This window comes from Labedella endophytica (assembly GCF_003990045.1).
Taxonomy (GTDB): Bacteria; Actinomycetota; Actinomycetes; order Actinomycetales; family Microbacteriaceae; genus Labedella; species Labedella endophytica.
Window position 1 is genome coordinate 45403 of the sequence record NZ_RZGZ01000005.1, and the last position, 19897, is coordinate 65299.

Consider the following 19897-nt stretch of genomic DNA (forward strand, 5'->3'; position numbering starts at 1 on the left):
CCGACGCGTTACGCCGTGGTTTCGGGTTCGGCACCGCCGTGGACGTGCAGCGAGAGTCGTCGGATATCGCCGAGCTCCCACCGCCGGAACATGGGATCGAGGTCGGTCGCCTCGTCGGCGAGCACGATCCCGCAGTCCCCGCCACCGGCTCCCGACGACTTGGCCGCGGCGCCGACGTACTCGGCCGAATCGCAGAGGAGCGTCAACTCCGGCGTCTCGATCGACATGCCCATGCTGACGCCGAGACGGACGAGGAGTCGCCGCGCCCGGTGGAGTTGCGCCTGTGCGCCCGCGAGGTCGTCGGAGTCGAACGCCTCGACGAGTGCATCAACGCAGGCCCTGCTGTCGCCGAGGAATTGCTCGTAGTGGGTGTCCACGCGGCGCTTGCGCTGCTGGATGCCGTCGACGAGTTGGGCCGTCGAGGCCGGTTCGCCGGTCCAGCCGACGACCAGGCGTCCGCCCGACAGCGGGGACAACCGTCGGATGGAGAGACCCGGCCAGTCGGCGGCGACGACACTCGACACACCGGAGCGGGCGTGATGGTCGAGGACCCACTCGCGGTCGGGCGAGGAGAAGGCGATCCAGCCGCCGTAGAGGCTCGCGGCCACGTCGCCGCCCGAGGCGAGCGGATTGACCCCGATGGTCGCGAGAAGGGCGAGTTTCAATCGCGACAACTCGTCGAGACCGAGTCCGTAGAACCGGTCGAGCGCCGTGACCGTCGCCACGGTGACCGCCGCGCTCGAACCGAGTCCGAACTTGCGACCGGAGCGATCATCGAGCTCGCTCCGGATCGTGAGGTCGTAGAACGCGAGCGGACGGCCCGAGTCGACGGCGAACGCCTCGACGACGCGGATGGCCGAGAGGACGTAGTCGAACGGCCGCTGGTCGCGATCGATCACGAGCCTGTCGCCGTCGCGTCGCCAGAGGACGGGGAGGTGGCCGAACTGATCGGAGATCAACCGGCCGGTACCGGTGGCCGCGGCCGCGAGTGTCACGGTGACGAAACGGTCGACCGCGATGAGCACGGCGGGGTACCCCGGTTCGACGACGGCGTACTCCCCCGCGATGAAGAGCTTTCCTGGCGCCGAGACCTCGATCATGCGGTCGCCCGATCGATGCGGACGCCCGGTCCCGGGAGCGCCGTGGTGACCCCGGCGACGCCGAGCTCCTCCACAGCGGTCCGGATGGTGGCGAGGTCCGGGCGACGGCAGAGGATCTTGACGTTGGGTCCGGCATCCATGGTGGCGTAGCACTCGGCCCCGGCGGATCGGAGCTCGCGGACGAGGCGGAGGCACCGGACGCTGTCGGGCTCCCAGTACGTCACGGGCGGGGTCGAGCCGAGCATGGACGCGTGCATCCGCATCGCGTTCGATTCCGCGAGCTCGCCGACCCGCGTGAAGTCCCCCGCGCCGATCGCATCGAGCATCGACGAGAAGTCCGAACGGGAGGCGGACACCCACGCGTCGTAGTACGGCGAAGTCTCCGCCGTCAGTCTCATGGCGTCCCGGCTCGAGATCTCCTTCGTCCCGGCGTTCACGACGGCGACGACCATCGCGAGATCGAGTCCCGGGTCCACGAGCGGTTCGGCGTAGGACGAGAGGTCGTCCGTGCCCGCGTACCAGACGGCGAGCCCCCCGAAGACGGAGCGTGACGCGGATCCGGAGCCCTTGCGGGCGAGGATCGAGAGGTCGCGCGGGGCGAGCGTGAGACCGGCGGCGGACGTCGCGGCCGCCGCGAGGGCGGCGAACCCCGATGCGGAGGAAGCGAGTCCCGCCGCGGTCGGCACCGTGTTGCGCGAAACCACTGTGGCGTGGTCCGAACGGCCGGCGAGATCCCGGACGAGATCGAGGAAGCGGGAGACGCGGTCCGCCGGCACACCGCTGAGGACGGCACCGTCGAGGACGACGGAGTCCTGCTCAGCCCCCCATTCCACGGTCGTCTCGGTGCGATAGGCGTCGAGGGTGAGGGATACGCTGCTCGTCGCCGGGATCGCGAGCCGCGAATCGACCTTCCCCCAGTACTTGATGAGGGCGATGTTGGAATGAGCGACAGCAGTCGACGAGCCGGTCATGCGACGGGCACCATCGTGTCGTAGGTCCAGGTCGCGTGGGCACCGGCCTCCCGGAGAGCAGCGGACACGGCCGAGGCCTCCCCGGATGTCGCGACGAGTGCGACGATGCATCCGCCGCGCCCGCCCCCCGTGAGCTTGGCGCCGGCGGCCCCTGCCGCGGCCGCGGCCGCGACGAGGTCGTCGAGGCGGCCGGAGGTCACACCCAGATCGGAGAGGAGACCGTGCGCCTCGGACATCCGCTGCCCGAGGCGATCCGCCGATCCCTGCGCCAGGTCGTCGGCGGCACCCTCCGCGAGCTCGCCCAGACGATCGATACGTGCCGTGGCCCATCGAGGGCGGGCGTCATGGACCGAGCGTACGGCGGCCACGGCGTCGCGCGTGCGGCCGCGCTCCCCCGTGTCCGCGATGACGAACGAGGCCTCGAGGGTCAGCGGAAGGGGCGAGGCCTCTCCCGAGCGGAACATCACGGGTACCCGAGAATTCGTTGCCACGGCATCGAGCCCGCTCGGGGTCCCGTGGGCGACGCGCTCCGCCACCTGCACGAGATCGAGGTGTTCCCGGTCCGACAGTGCGCGTCCGGCGACGTCGGCGAACGCGTGCACGAGAGCGCCGGCGGCCGCTGCGCTCGATCCGAGGCCGCGTTCTGCCGGGATGGAGCTCCGGATCACGACCGAGAGGTCCCGACGGGGCACGGCGAACGCCTCACCGGCCGCCTCGATCGCGGCGAGCGGACCCGCCAGCTGATCCGGTGTCTCGGAGAGCAGGCCCGAGAACAGGGAGGACTCGATGCGTGCCTCGCCCGGGCTTCGAAGGATCTCGACGTCCATCGACAGGGCGGGAAGCGGAAGGGCGATCGCCGGACGGCCGTACACCACGGAGTGTTCGCCCATCAGGATGAACTTCGCCCGCGTGTGCCCGGTACCGAGCACGCCGCTTCGTGATTCCACTGCCGATTCCTCCCGAGGGTTCCGGACGGACGCGGCCGTTCGCGCGCCGCCCACGACTGTACCCGGTCGGAGTCCACCCGGAGCGCGGTTGCGCCGAGAGGCCCCGTACGCACTCGGAGAGCCGTCGCGCCCTCGTAGTAGCCTGTTCTGGTCCTCCCCCCGTAGCTCAGCGGAAGAGCACGCGGTTTCTACCCGCATGGCCGGGGGTTCGAATCCCTCCGGGGGGACTGCCGTCCGGCGCGATCCGCCGGAGACGGAATGCGTCGGAGACGGATCCGCCGGTCGCCCCGATCAGGCCGACGTGACGAGTGCCGCGATGCCCAGGACGGCCGATACCGCGGCCAGGACCAAGGCGATCGCGATCAGGACCAGGTGCACGCGGTAGAAGGTCGTGCGCGAGCCGTCGGCGGCTCGCGCGCGAGGGTCCTTCGCGATGCGGGCGAGGAACCGCGGCCAGACGATGACGTTGTACGCGGCATTGACGAGGAGGGCGATGGCGAGGGCGACGAGCATGATGCGGCCAGCCTAATCGGAGGGTCCCGCGCCGGCTGATCGGTCGAGCACCGACGCCGGGGTTCCACGCCGAGGTTCCGCGCCGGGGTTCCACGTCGGAGGTCGCGGATAGGATCGCTTCATGACCACTGGTAGCGACCTCCTCGTCTGGATCGACTGCGAAATGACGGGACTCGACCTCGCGGTCGACGAGCTCGTCGAGATCGCCGTCGTCATCACCGACTTCGACCTCAAGCCCGTCGACGAGGGGCTCAGCGTCGTGATCAAGCCGAGCGAGGCCGCGCTCGCCAACATGGGCGAGTTCGTCACGACGATGCACACCACCTCTGGACTCATCGACGAGATCCCCGACGGCCTCGAGCTCGCGGACGCCGAGTTCCGCGTCCTGCAGTACGTCATCGAGCACATCCCCGAAGCGCAGAAGGCCCCGCTCGCGGGAAACTCGATCGGCACCGATCGGGCGTTCCTCGCCAAGTTCATGCCGCGACTCGACGGCCACCTGCACTACCGCAACGTCGACGTCTCGTCCGTGAAGGAACTCGCCCGCCGCTGGTACCCGCGGGCCTACTTCAACGCGCCGTCGAAGGACGGAGGGCACCGTGCCCTCGCCGACATCCTCGAGTCCATCCGTGAACTGGCGTACTACCGTTCGGTCGTGTTCGTGCCGCTGCCAGGCCCCACGTCCGACGACGCCAAAGCGGCCGCAGCGGCCACCGTGCACGCATACACCTCGAACGTGTAATAGAATCTTTCTCGGTCGCGTGTTCCGGGTCCGCCCGGAACGACCGCACATGGTGGGTATAGCTCAGTTGGCAGAGCGCCTGGTTGTGGTCCAGGAGGTCGCGGGTTCAAGCCCCGTTACTCACCCGCTCATGAAACCCCGTCCGGCTCGTCCGGACGGGGTTTCGTCGATTTCGGCCGAACCTCCCGTGCCGTTCTGAGCGGAGGGAAGATCGCCGACGAGGGCCGAAACGACGAACCGGCCTCTGTCAACGCCCCATTCGTCCCGGCCGCCGGCCCCCAGACTGGGATGAGCAGACATTCGGCGTGTCTGCACGCGAGGAGGACCGATGACCGTCGGACACGTTCAGGGTGATGCCCTCACCGGTCACCTCCTGGGTGGCCGCTATCGCCTCGACGGCCTCATCGGCCGGGGCGGCATGGCGAACGTGTACCGCGCTACGGACGAGGTCCTCGACCGCGGCGTCGCCGTGAAGCTGTTCGGAGAGGCCTCCGACGGCGACAAGCACGCCTCCCGGGCGGCGATGGAGGTGCGACTCCTCGCAGCGCTCAACCACCCGTCGCTCGTCACCCTCTACGACGCGCGGGTCGTAGCGGACCAGGACGCGTTCCTCGTGATGGAGCTCGTCGACGGTCCGACGTTGCGCGATCGGATCGCCGGTGGTCCGATCGGCCGGGTGGACGTCGCCGCGATGGCCGGTGACCTCGCCGAGGCGCTGCACGCCGTGCATGAGGCCGGAATGGTGCACCGCGACGTCAAGCCCTCGAACGTGCTTCTGGCACCGTCCATCTCCCCGACCCGAGAATTCCGGGCGAAACTCGCCGACTTCGGGATCGCCCACCTGGTGGACTCCGCACGGCTGACGACTCCGGGCACAATCATGGGCACCGCGGCGTACCTCAGCCCCGAGCAGACCCGTGGCGTGGCGCCGGCGCCCGCCGGCGATGTCTACTCCCTCGGTCTCGTGCTCCTCGAGAGCTTCACCCGCGAGCGCGCCTTCCCCGGAAACATGGCGGAGTCGCTCGTCGCTCGGGTCCAGCGCGACCCCACGATCCCCGGAGACATCGGATACGCGTGGAAGTCGCTGCTCACTGCGATGACCTCGCGGACGCCGGAGGATCGTCCGACCGCGCTCGAGGTGGCGGCGTCCGCTCGCGGGATCCTCAGCACGGAGGGCACCGGGCCGATCGTGTCCGACGCGACAGCCGCTCTCCCGACGACCGGTGCGGGGGTCCAGGCGGTCACGCTCGACCCGACGTCGGCCATGGAATCGACCGCCGCCGCTCCCGTCGACTCGATCACGCAGAGAATCGTTCTCGCCGACGACTCCAATTCCGTCGAACCCCCGCTCGCGGCGAATCGACGGACCCGCAGAGCCGTCGGACGCACCGCATCGTCCCGGCCGCGCAGGTCCCGTCGTGTGGTCGGCGCGATCGCCATCGCTGCCGTCACCCTCGCGCTCGGTGCCGGGTTGACCTCGTGGGTCGTCGCCGACCGTTCCGCGACGTCGACAGCCACGGACGGCCTCACACTCGGAGTACTCCTGACCTCGATCGACACCGTCTCCTCCGGGGTCTCGACCCTCGTGTCCGATCGGCAGACCTCGGCGACCCCGGACGCCGTCCCCGCCACGGACACCGATCCCGACACGGACGGGACGGACACGGGAACCGACACCACGTCGCCGTCCGAGACCGACGGTACCGAACCGGCTCCGTCCGCTCCGACACCGACGTCCCCGGACGACACAGCCCCCGACGACACGGTTCCGGACGAGACGACGCCCGACGAGACGACGCCACCGGAGGATACGCCGTCGGAGATCCCGGATCCCGAACCCTTCGCCCCCGGCAACCCCGGCAACGGAAACTCCGGCAATGGAAACGGGAACCCGGGCAACGGCAACGGCAACGGACCGGGGAACAACTCGGGCAAGGGCAACGGCTGACTCCTCGGGGATACCGCGGACCGACGGTCTACGATGGGGCCTCGTGATCGACATGACCCCTGACGACTTCGAGGCCCTCGTCGAGGAGGTCTTCGACACCCTGCCGGACGACATGGTGGACGATCTCGACAACGTCGCGATCATCGTCGAGGACAGGCCGGAGGACGGCTCCCTCGATCTCCTCGGCCTCTACCACGGGGTCGCTCTCACCGAACGCGGCCAGTACGGTTTCGGCGAGCTCCCGGACACGATCAGCCTCTACCGCGAGCCTCTCCTGCACCACGTGGACGACGAGCAGGCTCTCCGCGCCGAGGTGCGCGTCACCCTCGTGCACGAGATCGGGCACTACTTCGGCCTCGACGACGCCGAATTGCACCGACTCGGGTGGGGCTGACGGGCGGTCCCACCACCGGGGGCTAGCCTGGGGCCATGTCGGCAGAACGGGTCCCCTCATGGGTGTAGGGCGGGTCATCGGGGTCGCGACCGGCACTCTCGTGATCCTCGCCGTCGGACTCTACGGTCCCGCGACGCTTCTCGGCCCCCTGCCGGAGACGACGGTCAGCGACATCGCGCCTCCCGCGGTCCAGGGATCGGCGCCCGTCCTGCCGTCGGACGGTGCGAGCGCGCTCACGGAGGACGTGGAGGGGACGCCCCTCGCGGTCGCGGGTGACACGGAGCCGGTTCCGATGGCGGCGGCCACGAAGGTCATCGCCGCCCTCGTCGTCCTCGACGAACACCCGCTCGCGGCCTCGGACGAAGGCGAGGTCGTCCCGATCACCTCAGCCGATTTCCTGTCATACCGCGACTACCAGGCAGCCGGCGCCCGCACCGTCACGGTCTACACCGACGACCAGTGGACCGAGCGGGGCATGCTGCAGGCGCTCCTCCTCGGCTCGAGCAACAACCACGCGGACACCCTCGTCCGGTGGGCCTTCGGTTCCGTCGACGAGTACCTCGTCGCGGCTCGAGCCTGGCTCGCCGAGAACGGACTCGACGACATCACCCTCGCGGACGCGACCGGCCTCTCGGAGGAGAGCGCCGGCACCGCCGCGGATCTCTCGGTCGTCGCGGCTCTCGCCCTGCAGGATCCGGCGATCGACTCGATCCTCACGAGCGAGGTCGACGGTCTCCCGTCCCGCCGCGGGATCGAGAACACCACGACATATCTGCCCGAGCTCGGGATCACCGGCGTCTCACGCAGCTACACCGACGCGGCCGGGATCTGTCTGTTGTTCCGCGTCTCCGTCGAAGTCGGCGACGAGACCTACCATGCGTACGGTGCGATCCTGCGGCAGGCGGACTGGGACAGTCTCGAGGCCTCCGTCCGCGCGCTCGTCGAGCAGGCACGGACCGCCGTCGTGGACGAGCCGCTCGTCGACGTCGGCACTCCCCTGGTGTCGATCAAGACCCCGTGGGGAGAGACCGTCACCGCCTCCGCCGGATCCTCCGTGTCGGCTCCCCACTGGTCGCTGGGCACCCCGCTGGTGCGGACCACGGTCGAACCCGTCGAGGCATCGGGCCCAGGAACGGTCGTCGGTTCCGTCGAGGTGACGGCGGGGGGCCGCACGGAGACCGCGCCCCTGAAGCTCGACGCCCGGCTGCAGGATCCCGGCGTGTTGTGGCGCCTGACGAACCCCGTGCCGATCATCTCGGCGCTCGTCGCCGACCTCACGACCGACTGAGCGGATCGCGAGTCGCCACCACCCGGTGCGCGATCAGCGCCGATCACCGAGCGGTCGGGACAGCGTCTCATCGAGCCAGCGGGTCGCCTGCAGGTCATCGTTGCGCAGGACGACGTCGGCGACAGCGATCGGGCCCTCGCGGTCGATGAAGGCCTCCATCTGATCGGTCCACATGTCCCAGTGGGCATCGAAGGCGCCGGCATCCCGCTCGAGCGCGCGCGTCTTGCGCACGTCGCCTGCGGCCTCCAGCCAGATCCGGAGGTTCGCCGCCGCCGCGTTCGACCTCGACAATGCACCGCATCCCTCGAGCACGAGCGGACGGCCGGCAGGGACGTCGTGCCACTCGGCCGGTCCTCCTGTGCGCCAGTCGTGTCGGCGCCACCGGCCAGCCCGTCCGGCCCGCCTGGGTCCGAGGAGCTCGGCCCCCACGTGCCGCGTCGCCGCGTCGAGCCCGCTCCATCCGGGATACACGTCGTCCATCCGCACGAGGACGGGTTCGACGGACCCCGGCCACGACGCCACGAGGGCATCGGCGAAGGTCGACTTGCCGGCGCCGCTGCGCCCGTCGATGAGAACGACCGCGTCCGGACGGGAGAGCGCCTCCGCCACGCTGCCGAAGGGGACGAGCGGCCCGGCGGACGACCCGCTCACCTCAGGACCCCACGAATCGGAACGTACCGGCGGCGATGGCCGCGCCGAGCGCCGTGACCATCACGCCCGCGCAACCGACCAGGAAGACACCGTCCCACATGGACACCGATGACGATCGTGCCCAGGTCCTGGTCGGCCGGGCACCGAACCCCCTCGCCTCCATCGCCGTCGCGAGTTTGGAGCCGCGGCGGACCGCGAAGACGAGCAGGAGGAACGCCATGGAGAAGAACCGCCGGATCACCCCGACATCGGCGACGCCCCGTGCGCGCCGGGCGAGTCCCATGCTGCGCCAGTCGTCGACGAAGAGACCGAGCAACCGGACCCCCGCGACGACACCCAAGACGAATCGGGCGGGCAGCCGGGCCACCTGGGCGAGCGCGTCCGCAAGCTCCGTGGCATCCACGCGGGAGAAGAGCAGGATCGTCGGCAATCCGAGAGCGAAGACGCGCAGCGTGACGGCGACCGCGAGGGCGATCGAGCCGTCGCTCACCGTGGCCAGCAAGAATTGTGCGTACACACGCCCCTCCGGCTCGGCATAGAGCAGCATGCTGATACCCGCGATGGGGGCGAACAACGCGAGCGGGGCGGCTCTCCGCAGGAGCGGTCCGAGGGCGAGCCCGCAGAGCGGAAGGAGGACGAGTTCGATCGTGACGGCCACCGCGGCGCTCACCCAGTCGATCGTGGCGATGAGTGGTACGGACAGGATCACCATCGCGATGATCTTCGACACGGGATTGACCCGATCGAGGAAGGCGCCGTCGCGGAGCGTCGCGCTCGTTGCGAGCTGCGGTGCGGTCATGCCGCCACCCGGTCGCCGTCCGGCACGACGGGCGCGTCCACCGTGACGACCTGTTGCCCGAGGTGGAGAACGACCCCGGCGTCGTGCGTGACGGAGACGACCGTGCTCCCCTCCCCCACGAGGTCCTGGAGGAGCCCCACGAGTCGCGTCCAGCTCACGCGGTCCTGCCCGAAGGTCGGCTCGTCGAGGATGATCACGGCCGGACGGGAGGCGAGCACGGTGCCGACGGACAGCCGACGCTTCTGCCCCCCGGAGAGCGTGAACGGATTGGCCCGCGCGAGGTCCGTCAGTCCGAGGATGTCGAGCAGCTCGTCGACGCGCGCCGTCGCCTCGCTCTCGCCGAGCTTCAGCGCTCGAGGACCGATCGCGAGCTCGTCCCGCACGGTCGAAGCCAGGAACTGATGCTCGGGGTCCTGGAAGACGGTCCCGATGCGCGTGAGCAACTCGCGCGACGACCACTGTGACGGGCGGCGGCCCCGCCGCGCGCGGAGCTGTTCGGAGACCGTCACGAGCCCCGATCGTTCCGGGAGGAGGCCGGCCAGGGTCAGGGCGAGGGTCGACTTGCCCGCGCCGTTCGGCCCCACCACGACCGTCGACGTCGCTTCCGGGACCCTGAGATCGACACCACGACGGATCACCCCGGCACCGGGCCGACCGATCGACAGGTCGATGGCGGCCAGTGCGGTCGTGGGGGCGCCGACGCGCGGCGGACCGGCGAGCGGTAGCGCCATGGGGACTCCTGGCACCCACACGCCGGCCGCAGCGAGAGCGTCACCGGCGATCGCGAAGACGTGCTCGGGGGATCCGTCGGCGAGCAGCCCCCCGCCAGCGTCCAAGACGATGACGCGCGTGATGAGATCGAGCCAGACCTCCGTCCGGTGCTCGACGACGACGAGCGTCGCACCGGTCGGCACGACGGCGTCCTCGATCGCCCGGCGCACGTCGGCGACCCCGGCCGGGTCGAGGTTGGCGGTCGGCTCGTCCAGGAGGACGACGTCGGGTTCCATCGCGAGCACCCCCGCGAGAGCGAGCCGCTGCTTCTCGCCGCCGGAGAGCTCCGACGTCGAGCGGTCGAGCGGGACGGCGAGCCCGACAGCATCGAGCGAACGCCGGACGCGCCGCCAGATCTCCTCGCGGGGGACCTCGAGATTCTCGCAGCCGAAGGCGACGTCGTCACCCACTCGCGAGAACACGGGAGCGGCGTCCGGGTCCTGCAGGACGAGCCCGACCCGGCCGCGCGCGGCGCGGGCATCCAGACCGTCGATGGCCAGGGCCCCGGTCTGTTCCCCGTCCTCCTCACCCCCGAGGAGGCCGGCGAGCCCGGCGAGCAGGGTCGATTTGCCCGATCCGGACGCGCCGAGGAGGAGGATCCGCTCCCCCGCCTCCACGTCCAGGGTGATGTCCGCGACGGCCGAGCGCTTCCGTCCGGCGTGCCGCCAGCCCCACCCGGTCGCCGTGATGCGGGCGCCGCCCGTCATCGTCAGACCTCCCGCCGCGCGTCCCTGCCCGCCGCGAAGCGGCTGAGCGCTCCCGTTGCCGCCAGAGCGCGGACGAGGAACCAACCGAGCACTCCGGCGAGGACGGCTCCCGACACGACCGTCGACGCGAGGTAGATGGCATTGAACTCGGCGCTCTTCTCGATGTTGCCGATGAAGAACTCGAAGGTCCACGCGGCGACGCCGGCGCCGATACCCGCGAGAGCCGCGACGACCACCCCGAACCGGCGGTAGGCGAAGGCCGCGAAGACGAGTTCCGCCCCGAGTCCCTGCACGATTCCCGAGTAGATCGTCGACACGCCCCACACGTTCCCTACGAGCATCGAGACGATCGCGCCGATGAGCTCGACGAGGAGCGCGGCCCCCGGCTTGCGGATCACGAGCCCGCCGATGACGCCGCCGATGAGCCAGATCCCCACGGCGATGCCGCCGAATCCCGGCGTGACGGCGTCGGCGGTCTGGAACCAGAGGTACCCGACGGTGTTCCAGAGCCAGAAGATCAGGCCGGTGGCGACGCCGAGAACGGCGGCGATGACGATGTCGACGACGCGCCACCGCGTCGAGCGATCGGTCCGGGAATCCGGAGTGGTGTCGATGGATGACGATGATGCGTGCACGTTGCGTGCCCCTCTCGATGAGTGGATAGGGCACGGGTTATGAGATGTCAGACTCCCTGCGCTGGCATGATCCAGATCAGGTTCGACGGTCGAAGGTTGAGGACCTTCCTCTCAGCCCGGCTCACCGGACTCCCGTGTTCACATCGACTATAGCGCTCGGATCAGCGCTTGAGGGCCTTGATGATGAGGGCGAGCGCCTTACCGGTGACGGCGATGAGCGGAACACTCACGACGATGAGCGAGATGACGTTGGGTTCGAAGCGGACCGATCCGCTCTCGGACACGTACGCGCCGACCGGCCACGCGTACCCGCCGCCGCCGCCGCCAGAGCCCGACCCGCCGACCTTGCCCGTCGTCTTCTCCCCCGCGGCTCCGTCGCCGTTGCCCTCGCCCTCGCCGGCGCCGAATCCGAAGATGCTCACGGCGACGGGGACGATGGTCGAGCCGTCGAGGTCGACGGGGTCGCCGTAGACGGACTTGACTCCGATGGTGCGGAAACGGTCTGCGAGGTCGAGCGAAGGGTTGGTCATGCTGCCACGCTACCCGGGAGAGCAGGCTCGACCAAGGGTCAATCGTCGGGGAACGAACCGGTGCGTGGACCGGCCGCCCCGCCCTTCGACTCGCGCAGGAGCGAGGCCGGGGCGAGGGCCGCCGAGCCGAATTTCCTGCGCACCGCGTCGACCGAGTTCTCGGCCTCTCGCCAGTCCTCGTCCGGATCCCAGAGCAGCGCACCGTCGCCCACGGGCGCGAGATGCTCGGCCCGGATCCCGATGAGGCGCACGGGCCGCAGCGGACGCAGTCCCTCGAGCAGGGCGACCGCTTCTTCGTGGAGTCGGCGGCCGACCGACGTCGCCTCGGGGAGGGTGTGGGACCGGGACAGCGTGGTGAAGTCCGACCACCTCACCTTGAGGCCGATCGTGCGCGCCACCCACCCTCGCTCCCGGAGACGGACGGCGACCTTGTCCGCGAGCCGGAGTAGTTCGACGCGCAGTCGGTCGATGTCGGTGACGTCGTCGTGGAACGTGACCTCGTGCCCGATGCTCTTCTCGATGCGCGTCGTCTCGACGGAACGGGGATCGAGACCGCGGGCGAGCTGCTGGAGCTTGGCCGCGCCCGCGTTGCCCACGGCGCTGCGCAGGGCACCGATCGGCACATCGGCGATGTCGCCGATCGTCGCGAGCCCGAGCCGCCGCAGCGACTCCTCGGTTGATGGGCCCACTCCCCAGAGCGTGCGGATCGGCAGAGGGTGCAAGAACGCAAGTGTGTCCGCGCGGGGCACGACGAGGAGGCCGTCGGGCTTCGCGCGGGTCGAGGCCATCTTGGCGACGAACTTCGACGCGGCCACCCCGACCGAACACGTCAGGCCGGTCTCGTGCTCGATCCGCCGCCGGAGGAGGGATCCGATCTCGGACGGGGACCCGAGGAGACGGCGGGCTCCCGAGACGTCGAGGAAGGCCTCATCGATGCTGAGCTGCTCGACGAGCGGAGTGACGTCGGAGAACAGGCGCATGACCTCGCTCGAGTAGTGCGCATAGGCGGCGTAGTTCGGAGGGACGACGACGGCCTGAGGGCACAGGCGCAGCGCCTTCGACACGGGCATCGCCGCGCCCACCCCGAAGCGCCGGGCCTCGTACGTGGCGCTCGTCACCACAGAGCGTCCGTCGCGATTCCCGATGATGACGGGCAGACCGCGCAGCTCCGGCCGGGTGAGGAGCTCGACGGAGGCGAAGAACGCATCCATGTCGATGTGGAGGATCGGTGTCTCGGAATCGTCCGCGGTACCGACGGTGATCTGCCGTCCCGCGCCGTCGTCTCGACCCATGCGTCCATTGTCCCATCGGCCACCGACATCGGTGCCGTCGCGGCCTTCCCTGGCCGGGGAATGCCGTGGCGCGCCCGGCGTTGCTCTTGCGTAGGCTCGACACCAGGAGGCGACGATGTACGGATACGACGAGTGGCTGGAGTTCCAGCGGATCGCGGGCGACGAGTTCGGCCGGAGGGTGCACCGCGTGAGCGACTGGAGCGCAGCGACGCCAGACGCCGAGTGGGACGTGCGCGCGCTCGTGACGCACGTGACCGAGGAGCAGCAGTGGGTCCCCCCACTCCTCGACGGCCGATCGCTCCCCCAGGCACGCCTCGCCGTGGAGCCGCTCGGCGAGGATCTCGTCGTCGAGTGGGAGCGGCACCACGAGCGCGCTTCGCTCGCGTGGAGGGCCCACGACGAACGCCAGCACGTGCAGTTGTCGTCCGACACCGTGACGGCCCTGCATTACCTGACCGAGCAGGTGTCCGACGTCACCATCCACACCTGGGACCTCGCACGCGCGCTCGGTGACGACGACGTGCTCGACGAACGCCTCGTCGAGGCCGTCTGGACCGTCTTCGCCCCTCAGCGTGAGACGCTCACAGCAAGCGGCCTCTTCGCGGCCCCCGTCGCGGTCCCGGAGGACGCCCCACTGCAGTTCCAGCTCCTCGCCCTGACGGGTCGGGACCCTCGCTGACACGGAGCGCACGATTGCCCGCGATATGACGAAGCGCCGCCCACCATGTGGGCGGCGCTTCCTCTTACCACCTCGACCGCTTCGCGGCCGGCGGCGCGGATCAGGCCTGTCCGGCTCGTTCCAGGATCAGTTCGCGCACCCGAGCAGCGTCGGCCTGGCCGCGCATCGCCTTCATGACCGCGCCGATGACGGCACCCGCCGCCTGGACCTTGCCGTCCTGGATCTTCGCGAGCACGTCCGGCTGAGCGGCGAGGGCGTCGTCGATCGCCGCGATGAGGGCGCCGTCGTCCGAGACGACCGCGAGTCCACGCCCCTCGACGACCTCCTCGGGAGTGCCCTCCCCGGCGATGACACCCTCGAGGACCTGCCGGGCGAGCTTGTCGGTGAGTGTGCCGTCATCGACGAGCCGCGCAAGCGCCGCCACGTTCTCCGGGCTGATGAGGGACACCGCCTCGACGCCGGCGGCGTTCGCGAGCCGGGAGATCTCACCCGTCCACCACTTCCGGGCCGCCGCGGGGGTCGCCCCGGCGGCGATGGTCTGCTCGACCTCGACGAGGAGCCCGCCGTTCGCGACGTCCTGGAACTCGAGATCGGTGTAGCCCCACGATTCCTTCAGACGGCGGCGACGGATCGCCGGGGCCTCGGGCAACGCGGCGCGCAGCTCCTCGATCAGCTCGGCCGACGGGACCACGGGCAGCAGGTCGGGCTCAGGGAAGTAGCGGTAGTCGTCCGCGTCGCTCTTCGGCCGCCCGGCGGAGGTCGACCCGGTGTCCTCGTGCCAGTGCCGGGTCTCCTGAGTGATCGAGCCGCCCTCGGAGAGGATGACGGCCTGACGCTGGATCTCGTACCGCACCGCACGCTCGACCGAGCGGAGGGAGTTGACGTTCTTGGTCTCCGTGCGAGTGCCGAGCTTCTCCTGCCCACGCGGTCGGAGCGACACGTTGGCGTCGCAGCGGAGGTTGCCGCGCTCCATGCGTGCGTCCGAGATGCCGAGGGCGATGACGATGTCACGGATCGTGGAGACGTACGCCTTCGCGAGCTCGGGCGCGTCGTGTTCGGCACCGAAGATCGGCTTGGTCACGATCTCGACGAGCGGGACGCCTGCGCGGTTGTAGTCGACGAGCGAGTACTCGGCACCCTGGATACGGCCCGTCGAACCGCCGACGTGCGTGAGCTTGCCCGCGTCCTCCTCCATGTGCGCGCGCTCGATCGGGATCGTGCGGATGCTGCCATCGGCGAGTTCCACGTCCACCTGGCCCTCGAAGGCGATGGGCTCGTCGAACTGGGAGATCTGGTAGTTCTTCGCGAGGTCGGGGTAGAAGTAGTTCTTCCGCGCGAAACGGGACGTCGGCGCGATGCTGCAACCGAGGGCCAGCCCGAGGCTGATCGAGTAGCGCACGGCCTGCTCGTTCACCACGGGCAGCGAGCCGGGGAGCCCGAGGCACACCGGCGACACGTTCGTGTTCGGGGCGTCTCCGAAGCCGTTCGGCGCCGCCGAGAACATCTTGGTCTTCGTGTTGAGCTCGACGTGCACCTCGAAACCGAGGACGGGCTCGAACAGCTCGAGCGCCTTGTCGAAGTCCATCAGGCGATCCTTCGCCATCACTTGCCTCCCAGTTCCGGAGCCTCGGCGAGGAGGCCATGTCCCCACTGCTCGAGGAGCAGAGCCTCGAGCGCGGCGCCGGCTCGGTAGAGCCGCGCGTCCTCGCGCACGGGCGCCATGATCTGAAGTCCGACGGGCAGCCCGTCCTCCGGCGCGAGACCGATCGGAACGCTCATCGCGGGAACACCGGCGAGGTTCGCCGGGATCGTCGCGATGTCGTTGAGGTACATCGCGAGCGGGTCGTCGAGCTTCTCGCCGAGGCGGAAGGCCGTGGTCGGAGCGCTCGGGCTCACGAGCACGTCGACCGAGGCGAAGGCCTGCTCGAAGTCCCGCTGGATGAGGGTACGCACCTTCTGGGCGCTGCCGTAGTACGCGTCGTAATAGCCGGCGCTGAGCGCGTAGGTGCCGAGGATGATGCGCCTCTTCACCTCGGGACCGAATCCGGCCTCTCGCGTCGCCGACATGACCTGCTCGACGGTGCCGCCGCCCGGAGGCGAGACGCGCATGCCGAAGCGTACCGAGTCGAACTTCGCGAGGTTCGACGACGCCTCGGCCGGGAGGATCAGGTAGTACGCGGCGATCGCGTACTCGAAGTGCGGGGCGCTGACCTCGACGAGCTCGGCGCCGTTGCGCTCGAGGAGTGCCAGGGCCTCCTCGTAGCGGCGGCGGACACCGGCCTGGAAGCCGTCGCCGCTCAGCTGCGAGACGACGCCGACGCGGAGCCCGGTGAGGGCTCCTCCCGCGGCGCCCTCGCGCGCGGCCGCGGCCATCGAGGGCCATTCGTCGCGCAGTGAGGTGGAGTCGAGGGGGTCGTGTCCGCCGATGACGTCGTGCAGGAGCCCGGCGTCGAGCACGGTACGCGTGACCGGTCCGACCTGATCGAGGGAGGACGCGAGGGCGATCGCTCCGTAGCGGCTCACACCGCCGTAGGTCGGCTTCACGCCCACGGTGCCCGTGACGTGCGCGGGCTGGCGGATCGAGCCGCCCGTGTCGCTGCCGAGCGCGAGCGGAGCCTCGAAGGCGGCGACGGCGGCTGCCGAGCCACCTCCGGACCCGCCAGGGATCCGGTCGAGATCCCACGGATTGTGGGTGGGTCCGTACGCGGAGTGCTCGGTGGAGGAGCCCATCGCGAACTCGTCCATGTTGGTCTTGCCGATCGGGACGAGGCCAGCGGCCCGCGACTTCGCGACGACGGTCGCATCGAACGGCGACATGTAGCCCTCGAGGATGCGGCTACCCGACGTCGACGGCATGTCCGTCGTGACGAGCACGTCCTTGACGGCCAACGGGATCCCGGCGAGCGGCCCCAGGGCGTCGCCGGCGGCGCGGCGCTCGTCGATCGATCGGGCGTTGTCGAGGGCGTCGGACGACACGTGCAGGAACGCCGCGACCTCGCCGTCGACGGCCTCGATGCGATCGAGGTGGGCGCGCGTGACCTCGACGCTCGAGACCTCGCCGGAGGACAGGAGCTCGGAGAGCTCGCTCGCGGACTTGCGGATCAACTCGCTCACTGCTCCTCCCCCAGGATCGCCGAGACCTTGAAGCGGTCCTCGGTACGCTCGGGGGCGTTCGCGAGCGCCTGCTCACGCGTGAGGGTCTGGCCCACGACGTCGTCGCGGAAGACGTTCTGCAGGGGGACCGGGTGGCTCGTGGCGGGCACGTCCGGCGTCGCCACCTCCTGCACCTTCGCGATGCTGTCGACGATCTGATCGAGCTCGGTCGTGAGGCTCGTGATCTCTTCGGGTGTGAGTGCGATGCGGGCGAGGTTCGCGAGATGCGCGACCTGCTCCTCCGAGATTTCGGACATGGATCTCCGTCAGATGGATGTCGGGGTGTCGACCCATTCTAGGCCGTGGCCGACCGCCTCATTCGCGGCCGGGCCCACCCGTCGCGGCGGCCTCGGCCGACGCGACGTCCGAGGCGGCCGACTCATCGGACACGGCAGGCCCATCGGACATGCCCGGCCCATCGGACACGAGGGGCTCATCGGCAGCGGCCTCGTCAGCGGTCGGCTCATCAGAGGCGGGCTCATCAGCGGTCGGCACGTCAGAGGACGGCTCGTCGGCGACCGCCGGCTCACCGAGAGCAGCCGGTCCCTCCGCGACGAGGAGAGCGAACTGCTCCGCGTCGATGATCCGGACACCCAGGGTCTCGGCCTTCGCGAGCTTGGATCCGGCTCCCGGCCCCGCCGCGACGAAGTCCGTCTTCTTGGACACGCTCGACGCCGCCTTGCCACCCGCGTTGATGATGGCTTCGAGCGCTCCCTCGCGGGTGAAGCCGTCGAGCGAGCCGGTGGCCACCACCGTGACGCCCGAGAGCACGCCGCCCGCGTTCGCCGCGGCACCGGGACCCGGGTGGCCGGGGGTCTCGAAGGGCACGCCGTCGGAAGCCCATCGTTCGAGGATCTCCTGGTGCCAGTCCACGGCGAACCACTCCAGGAGGGCGTCGGCGATCGTCGGTCCGACCCCTTCGACGGCCGCGAGCTCCTCGCGCGTCGCGGAGCGCATCGCCGCGAGGGAGCCGAACCAATCGGCGAGGGCGCGAGCGGCGACCGGTCCGACATGGCGGATGCTGAGCCCCACGAGGAAGCGCCACAGGGGCTTCTGCTTCGCCGCGTCGAGGTTCGCGATGAGATCGACGGCGTTCTTCGAGGGGACGTGGGTCTCCGAACCGGAGAACGCCTCCGACTCGGGGTCGAAGGGACCGTCGGTCTTCTTCCGCTGACGTCGGAACGGCGTATCCGTCTTCTCCGAACCGTCCTCCCGGAGCTTCGGGAGTCCGGTCTCGTTGTCGCGGACGACCACCTCGATCGGGAACAGGTCCGCGAGGGTCAGTGAGAAGAGGCCGGCCTCGGTCGTGAGTGGCGGTTCCTCCGGCACGATCGGCTGGGTGAGCGCCGCCGCCGACACCTCTCCGAGCGCCTCGATGTCGAGGGAGCCGCGCGACCCGATGTGCTCGACGCGTCCTCGCACCTGCGCGGGGCAGCTCCGGGCATTGGGGCATCGGAGGTCGATATCGCCCTCCTTCGCGGGAGCGAGCGGGGTCCCGCATTCGGGGCACGCGGTGGGCATGACGAATTCGCGCTCGCTCCCGTCCCGGAGCTCCACGACGGGCCCGAGCACCTCGGGGATCACGTCGCCGGCCTTCCGCAGCACGACGGTGTCGCCGATCAGCACACCCTTGGCCTTGACGACGTCCTGATTGTGCAGCGTGGCCTGACGGACCTCGCTGCCCGCGACGCGCACCTTCTCCATGACGGCGAACGGGGTGGCGCGGCCCGTTCGGCCGACGCTCACGACGATGTCGAGGAGCTTCGTGTTCACCTGCTCCGGCGGGTACTTATAGGCGATCGCCCACCGCGGGGCACGGCTCGTGGCCCCGAGTTCGTCATGGAGGGCGAGCTCGTCGACCTTGACCACGACGCCGTCGATCTCGTGCTCGACCGAGTGGCGGTCCTCGCCGGTACGGACGATGAAGGCCGCGGCGTCCTCGATCGAGTCGACGACCGCGTAGTGCGTCGACGTCGGCAGGCCCCAGGAGGAGAGCAGCTCGTAGATCTCCGACTGGCTCGCGACGGGCGGGTCCCCCCACGCGCCGATGCCGTGCACGAGCATCCCGAGGCTCGACAACCGCCGTCCCATGAGCTCGAGCCCCTTGGCGTTCTTGCCTTCTGCCTTCTGCCGCAGCGAACCGCTCGCCGCGTTGCGGGGGTTGGCGAACACGCGCTCGCCCGCGGCCGCCTGATCGGCGTTGAGCGCACGGAACGCCTCGACAGGGAAGAACACCTCTCCCCGCACTTCGACGACCTCGGGGTGCCCGTCGCCCTGGAGCTGTGTGGGGATGACCGACATGCGGCGGACGTTCTCGGTGACGTCCTCCCCGACCACGCCGTCACCGCGCGTCGCCGCACTCGTGAGGCGCCCCCGCTCGTAGCGCAGGTTGATCGCGAGACCGTCGATCTTGAGCTCGCACAACCAGCGGACGGGTCGACCACTCGCGGAGACGACCTTGCCGGCCCACACGTCGAACTCCTCGGGAGAGAAGACGTTGTCGAGGCTCAGCATGCGCTCGAGGTGGGTCACGGGGTCGAACAGGGTGGCCTGGGCGCGACCGCCGACCGTCTGGGTGGGGCTGTCCTGGCTCTGCAGTGCCGGGAACAACCGCTCGATCTCGTCGAGCCGACGCAGCAGCGCGTCGTACTGCCCGTCGTCCACGAGTACCTCGTCGCGCTCGTAATAGGCGTCGCGCAACTCGAGGACACGCGAGGTGAGCCGCTGCGATTCGTCGGCCGCCTGCTCGGGAGAGAGGTCCGCCGGCGGGATCGCCG

19 protein-coding genes, 2 tRNA genes and 1 riboswitch are annotated in these 19897 nt (G+C 70.1%); of the genes, 7 read left to right on the forward strand and 14 right to left on the reverse strand.

Annotation, left to right across the window (positions count from 1 at the left end):
- Positions 1-8: 8 nt before the first annotated feature.
- From ELQ94_RS15315 to mvk, 3 genes are read right to left on the reverse strand one after another with little or no spacing between them, the layout of a single operon-like run.
- Positions 9-1100 (reverse strand): phosphomevalonate kinase, encoded by a 1092-nt coding sequence (locus ELQ94_RS15315; RefSeq protein ID WP_127051249.1) that lies wholly within the window; start codon positions 1098-1100, stop codon positions 9-11.
- On the reverse strand, positions 1097-2071 hold the full coding sequence (mvaD, locus tag ELQ94_RS15320) for a diphosphomevalonate decarboxylase (protein ID WP_127051250.1): 975 nt from the start codon (positions 2069-2071) through the stop codon (positions 1097-1099). Before mvaD ends, ELQ94_RS15315 begins: the two co-directional genes overlap by 4 nt.
- On the reverse strand, positions 2068-3018 hold the full coding sequence (mvk, locus tag ELQ94_RS15325; protein WP_166404861.1) for a mevalonate kinase: 951 nt from the start codon (positions 3016-3018) through the stop codon (positions 2068-2070). Before mvk ends, mvaD begins: the two co-directional genes overlap by 4 nt.
- Positions 3019-3173: 155 nt before the next feature.
- Between mvk and ELQ94_RS15330 the strand changes: the two genes are divergently transcribed.
- Positions 3174-3245, forward strand: a tRNA-Arg gene (locus ELQ94_RS15330).
- A gap of 64 nt (positions 3246-3309) precedes the next feature.
- Here ELQ94_RS15330 and ELQ94_RS15335 read toward each other — a convergent pair.
- Entirely contained in the window at positions 3310-3531 is a 222-nt protein-coding gene (locus ELQ94_RS15335; RefSeq protein ID WP_127051251.1) for an SCO4848 family membrane protein, read from the reverse strand.
- A 121-nt stretch (positions 3532-3652) separates the two neighbouring features.
- Here ELQ94_RS15335 and orn point away from each other — a divergent pair, with 121 nt between their 5' ends.
- The 5 genes from orn (at position 3653) to ELQ94_RS15360 (ending at position 7903) form a co-directional block, all read left to right on the forward strand.
- Positions 3653-4273 (forward strand): oligoribonuclease, encoded by a 621-nt coding sequence (gene orn / locus ELQ94_RS15340; protein WP_127051252.1) that lies wholly within the window; start codon positions 3653-3655, stop codon positions 4271-4273.
- A 52-nt stretch (positions 4274-4325) separates the two neighbouring features.
- Positions 4326-4398: transfer RNA gene (locus tag ELQ94_RS15345), tRNA-His, on the forward strand.
- Between the two features lie 203 nt (positions 4399-4601).
- Positions 4602-6221 (forward strand): serine/threonine protein kinase, encoded by a 1620-nt coding sequence (locus tag ELQ94_RS15350; protein ID WP_127051253.1) that lies wholly within the window; start codon positions 4602-4604, stop codon positions 6219-6221.
- A 52-nt stretch (positions 6222-6273) separates the two neighbouring features.
- The gene (locus ELQ94_RS15355) at positions 6274-6615 is read left to right on the forward strand and encodes a metallopeptidase family protein (protein ID WP_127051384.1); all 342 of its coding nucleotides are present in this window, start codon (positions 6274-6276) and stop codon (positions 6613-6615) included.
- A 58-nt stretch (positions 6616-6673) separates the two neighbouring features.
- Positions 6674-7903 carry a D-alanyl-D-alanine carboxypeptidase family protein gene (locus tag ELQ94_RS15360; protein ID WP_127051254.1) on the forward strand — a complete coding sequence of 410 codons (1230 nt, stop codon included), beginning with the start codon at positions 6674-6676 and terminating at the stop codon, positions 7901-7903.
- A gap of 33 nt (positions 7904-7936) precedes the next feature.
- On the opposite strand, the gene ELQ94_RS15365 is transcribed toward ELQ94_RS15360, so the two are convergent.
- From ELQ94_RS15365 to dinB, 6 genes are all read right to left on the reverse strand, one after another.
- The gene (locus tag ELQ94_RS15365) at positions 7937-8554 is read right to left on the reverse strand and encodes a nucleoside/nucleotide kinase family protein (protein ID WP_243697065.1); all 618 of its coding nucleotides are present in this window, start codon (positions 8552-8554) and stop codon (positions 7937-7939) included.
- Position 8555: 1 nt separating this feature from the next.
- Entirely contained in the window at positions 8556-9353 is a 798-nt protein-coding gene (locus tag ELQ94_RS15370) for an energy-coupling factor transporter transmembrane component T family protein (protein WP_127051255.1), read from the reverse strand.
- Positions 9350-10831 carry an ABC transporter ATP-binding protein gene (locus ELQ94_RS15375; RefSeq protein WP_127051256.1) on the reverse strand — a complete coding sequence of 494 codons (1482 nt, stop codon included), beginning with the start codon at positions 10829-10831 and terminating at the stop codon, positions 9350-9352. The genes ELQ94_RS15370 and ELQ94_RS15375 overlap by 4 nt, the downstream gene beginning before the upstream one ends.
- 2 nt (positions 10832-10833) lie before the next feature.
- Positions 10834-11466 carry an ECF transporter S component gene (locus ELQ94_RS15380; RefSeq protein ID WP_127051257.1) on the reverse strand — a complete coding sequence of 211 codons (633 nt, stop codon included), beginning with the start codon at positions 11464-11466 and terminating at the stop codon, positions 10834-10836.
- Between the two features lie 36 nt (positions 11467-11502).
- Positions 11503-11612, reverse strand: a riboswitch (TPP riboswitch).
- A gap of 15 nt (positions 11613-11627) precedes the next feature.
- The gene (locus ELQ94_RS15385) at positions 11628-11996 is read right to left on the reverse strand and encodes a spore germination protein GerW family protein (RefSeq protein WP_127051258.1); all 369 of its coding nucleotides are present in this window, start codon (positions 11994-11996) and stop codon (positions 11628-11630) included.
- A 38-nt stretch (positions 11997-12034) separates the two neighbouring features.
- A complete protein-coding gene (gene dinB / locus ELQ94_RS15390; RefSeq protein WP_127051259.1) occupies positions 12035-13288 on the reverse strand; it encodes a DNA polymerase IV in 1254 nt (417 codons plus the stop codon).
- Between the two features lie 115 nt (positions 13289-13403).
- Between dinB and ELQ94_RS15395 the strand changes: the two genes are divergently transcribed.
- Positions 13404-13967 (forward strand): TIGR03086 family metal-binding protein, encoded by a 564-nt coding sequence (locus ELQ94_RS15395; RefSeq protein ID WP_127051260.1) that lies wholly within the window; start codon positions 13404-13406, stop codon positions 13965-13967.
- Positions 13968-14067: 100 nt separating this feature from the next.
- Here the strand turns inward: ELQ94_RS15395 and gatB are convergent, their stop codons facing one another.
- From gatB to ligA, 4 genes are read right to left on the reverse strand one after another with little or no spacing between them, the layout of a single operon-like run.
- On the reverse strand, positions 14068-15570 hold the full coding sequence (gene gatB, locus ELQ94_RS15400; RefSeq protein ID WP_127051261.1) for an Asp-tRNA(Asn)/Glu-tRNA(Gln) amidotransferase subunit GatB: 1503 nt from the start codon (positions 15568-15570) through the stop codon (positions 14068-14070).
- A complete protein-coding gene (gene gatA, locus ELQ94_RS15405) occupies positions 15570-17081 on the reverse strand; it encodes an Asp-tRNA(Asn)/Glu-tRNA(Gln) amidotransferase subunit GatA (RefSeq protein WP_127051262.1) in 1512 nt (503 codons plus the stop codon). The genes gatB and gatA overlap by 1 nt, the downstream gene beginning before the upstream one ends.
- A complete protein-coding gene (gene gatC, locus ELQ94_RS15410; protein ID WP_127051263.1) occupies positions 17078-17377 on the reverse strand; it encodes an Asp-tRNA(Asn)/Glu-tRNA(Gln) amidotransferase subunit GatC in 300 nt (99 codons plus the stop codon). The genes gatA and gatC overlap by 4 nt, the downstream gene beginning before the upstream one ends.
- A gap of 58 nt (positions 17378-17435) precedes the next feature.
- Entirely contained in the window at positions 17436-19892 is a 2457-nt protein-coding gene (ligA, locus tag ELQ94_RS15415) for an NAD-dependent DNA ligase LigA (RefSeq protein WP_127051386.1), read from the reverse strand.
- Positions 19893-19897 lie beyond the last annotated feature (5 nt).

Bases quoted from the DNA above. Each gene is read 5' to 3' on its own strand.
- ELQ94_RS15375 (WP_127051256.1), bottom strand. From the start codon at position 10,831: ATGACGGGCGGCGCCCGCATCACGGCGACCGGGTGGGGCTGGCGGCAC.
- ELQ94_RS15360 (WP_127051254.1), top strand. From the start codon at position 6,674: ATGGGTGTAGGGCGGGTCATCGGGGTCGCGACCGGCACTCTCGTGATC.
- gatB (WP_127051261.1), bottom strand. From the start codon at position 15,570: ATGGCGAAGGATCGCCTGATGGACTTCGACAAGGCGCTCGAGCTGTTC.
- dinB (WP_127051259.1), bottom strand. From the start codon at position 13,288: ATGGGTCGAGACGACGGCGCGGGACGGCAGATCACCGTCGGTACCGCG.
- orn (WP_127051252.1), top strand. From the start codon at position 3,653: ATGACCACTGGTAGCGACCTCCTCGTCTGGATCGACTGCGAAATGACG.
- ELQ94_RS15350 (WP_127051253.1), top strand. From the start codon at position 4,602: ATGACCGTCGGACACGTTCAGGGTGATGCCCTCACCGGTCACCTCCTG.
- ELQ94_RS15335 (WP_127051251.1), bottom strand. From the start codon at position 3,531: ATGCTCGTCGCCCTCGCCATCGCCCTCCTCGTCAATGCCGCGTACAAC.
- gatC (WP_127051263.1), bottom strand. From the start codon at position 17,377: ATGTCCGAAATCTCGGAGGAGCAGGTCGCGCATCTCGCGAACCTCGCC.
- ELQ94_RS15315 (WP_127051249.1), bottom strand. From the start codon at position 1,100: ATGATCGAGGTCTCGGCGCCAGGAAAGCTCTTCATCGCGGGGGAGTAC.
- ELQ94_RS15395 (WP_127051260.1), top strand. From the start codon at position 13,404: ATGTACGGATACGACGAGTGGCTGGAGTTCCAGCGGATCGCGGGCGAC.
- ELQ94_RS15385 (WP_127051258.1), bottom strand. From the start codon at position 11,996: ATGACCAACCCTTCGCTCGACCTCGCAGACCGTTTCCGCACCATCGGA.
- ELQ94_RS15355 (WP_127051384.1), top strand. From the start codon at position 6,274: ATGACCCCTGACGACTTCGAGGCCCTCGTCGAGGAGGTCTTCGACACC.
- ELQ94_RS15370 (WP_127051255.1), bottom strand. From the start codon at position 9,353: ATGACCGCACCGCAGCTCGCAACGAGCGCGACGCTCCGCGACGGCGCC.
- mvaD (WP_127051250.1), bottom strand. From the start codon at position 2,071: ATGACCGGCTCGTCGACTGCTGTCGCTCATTCCAACATCGCCCTCATC.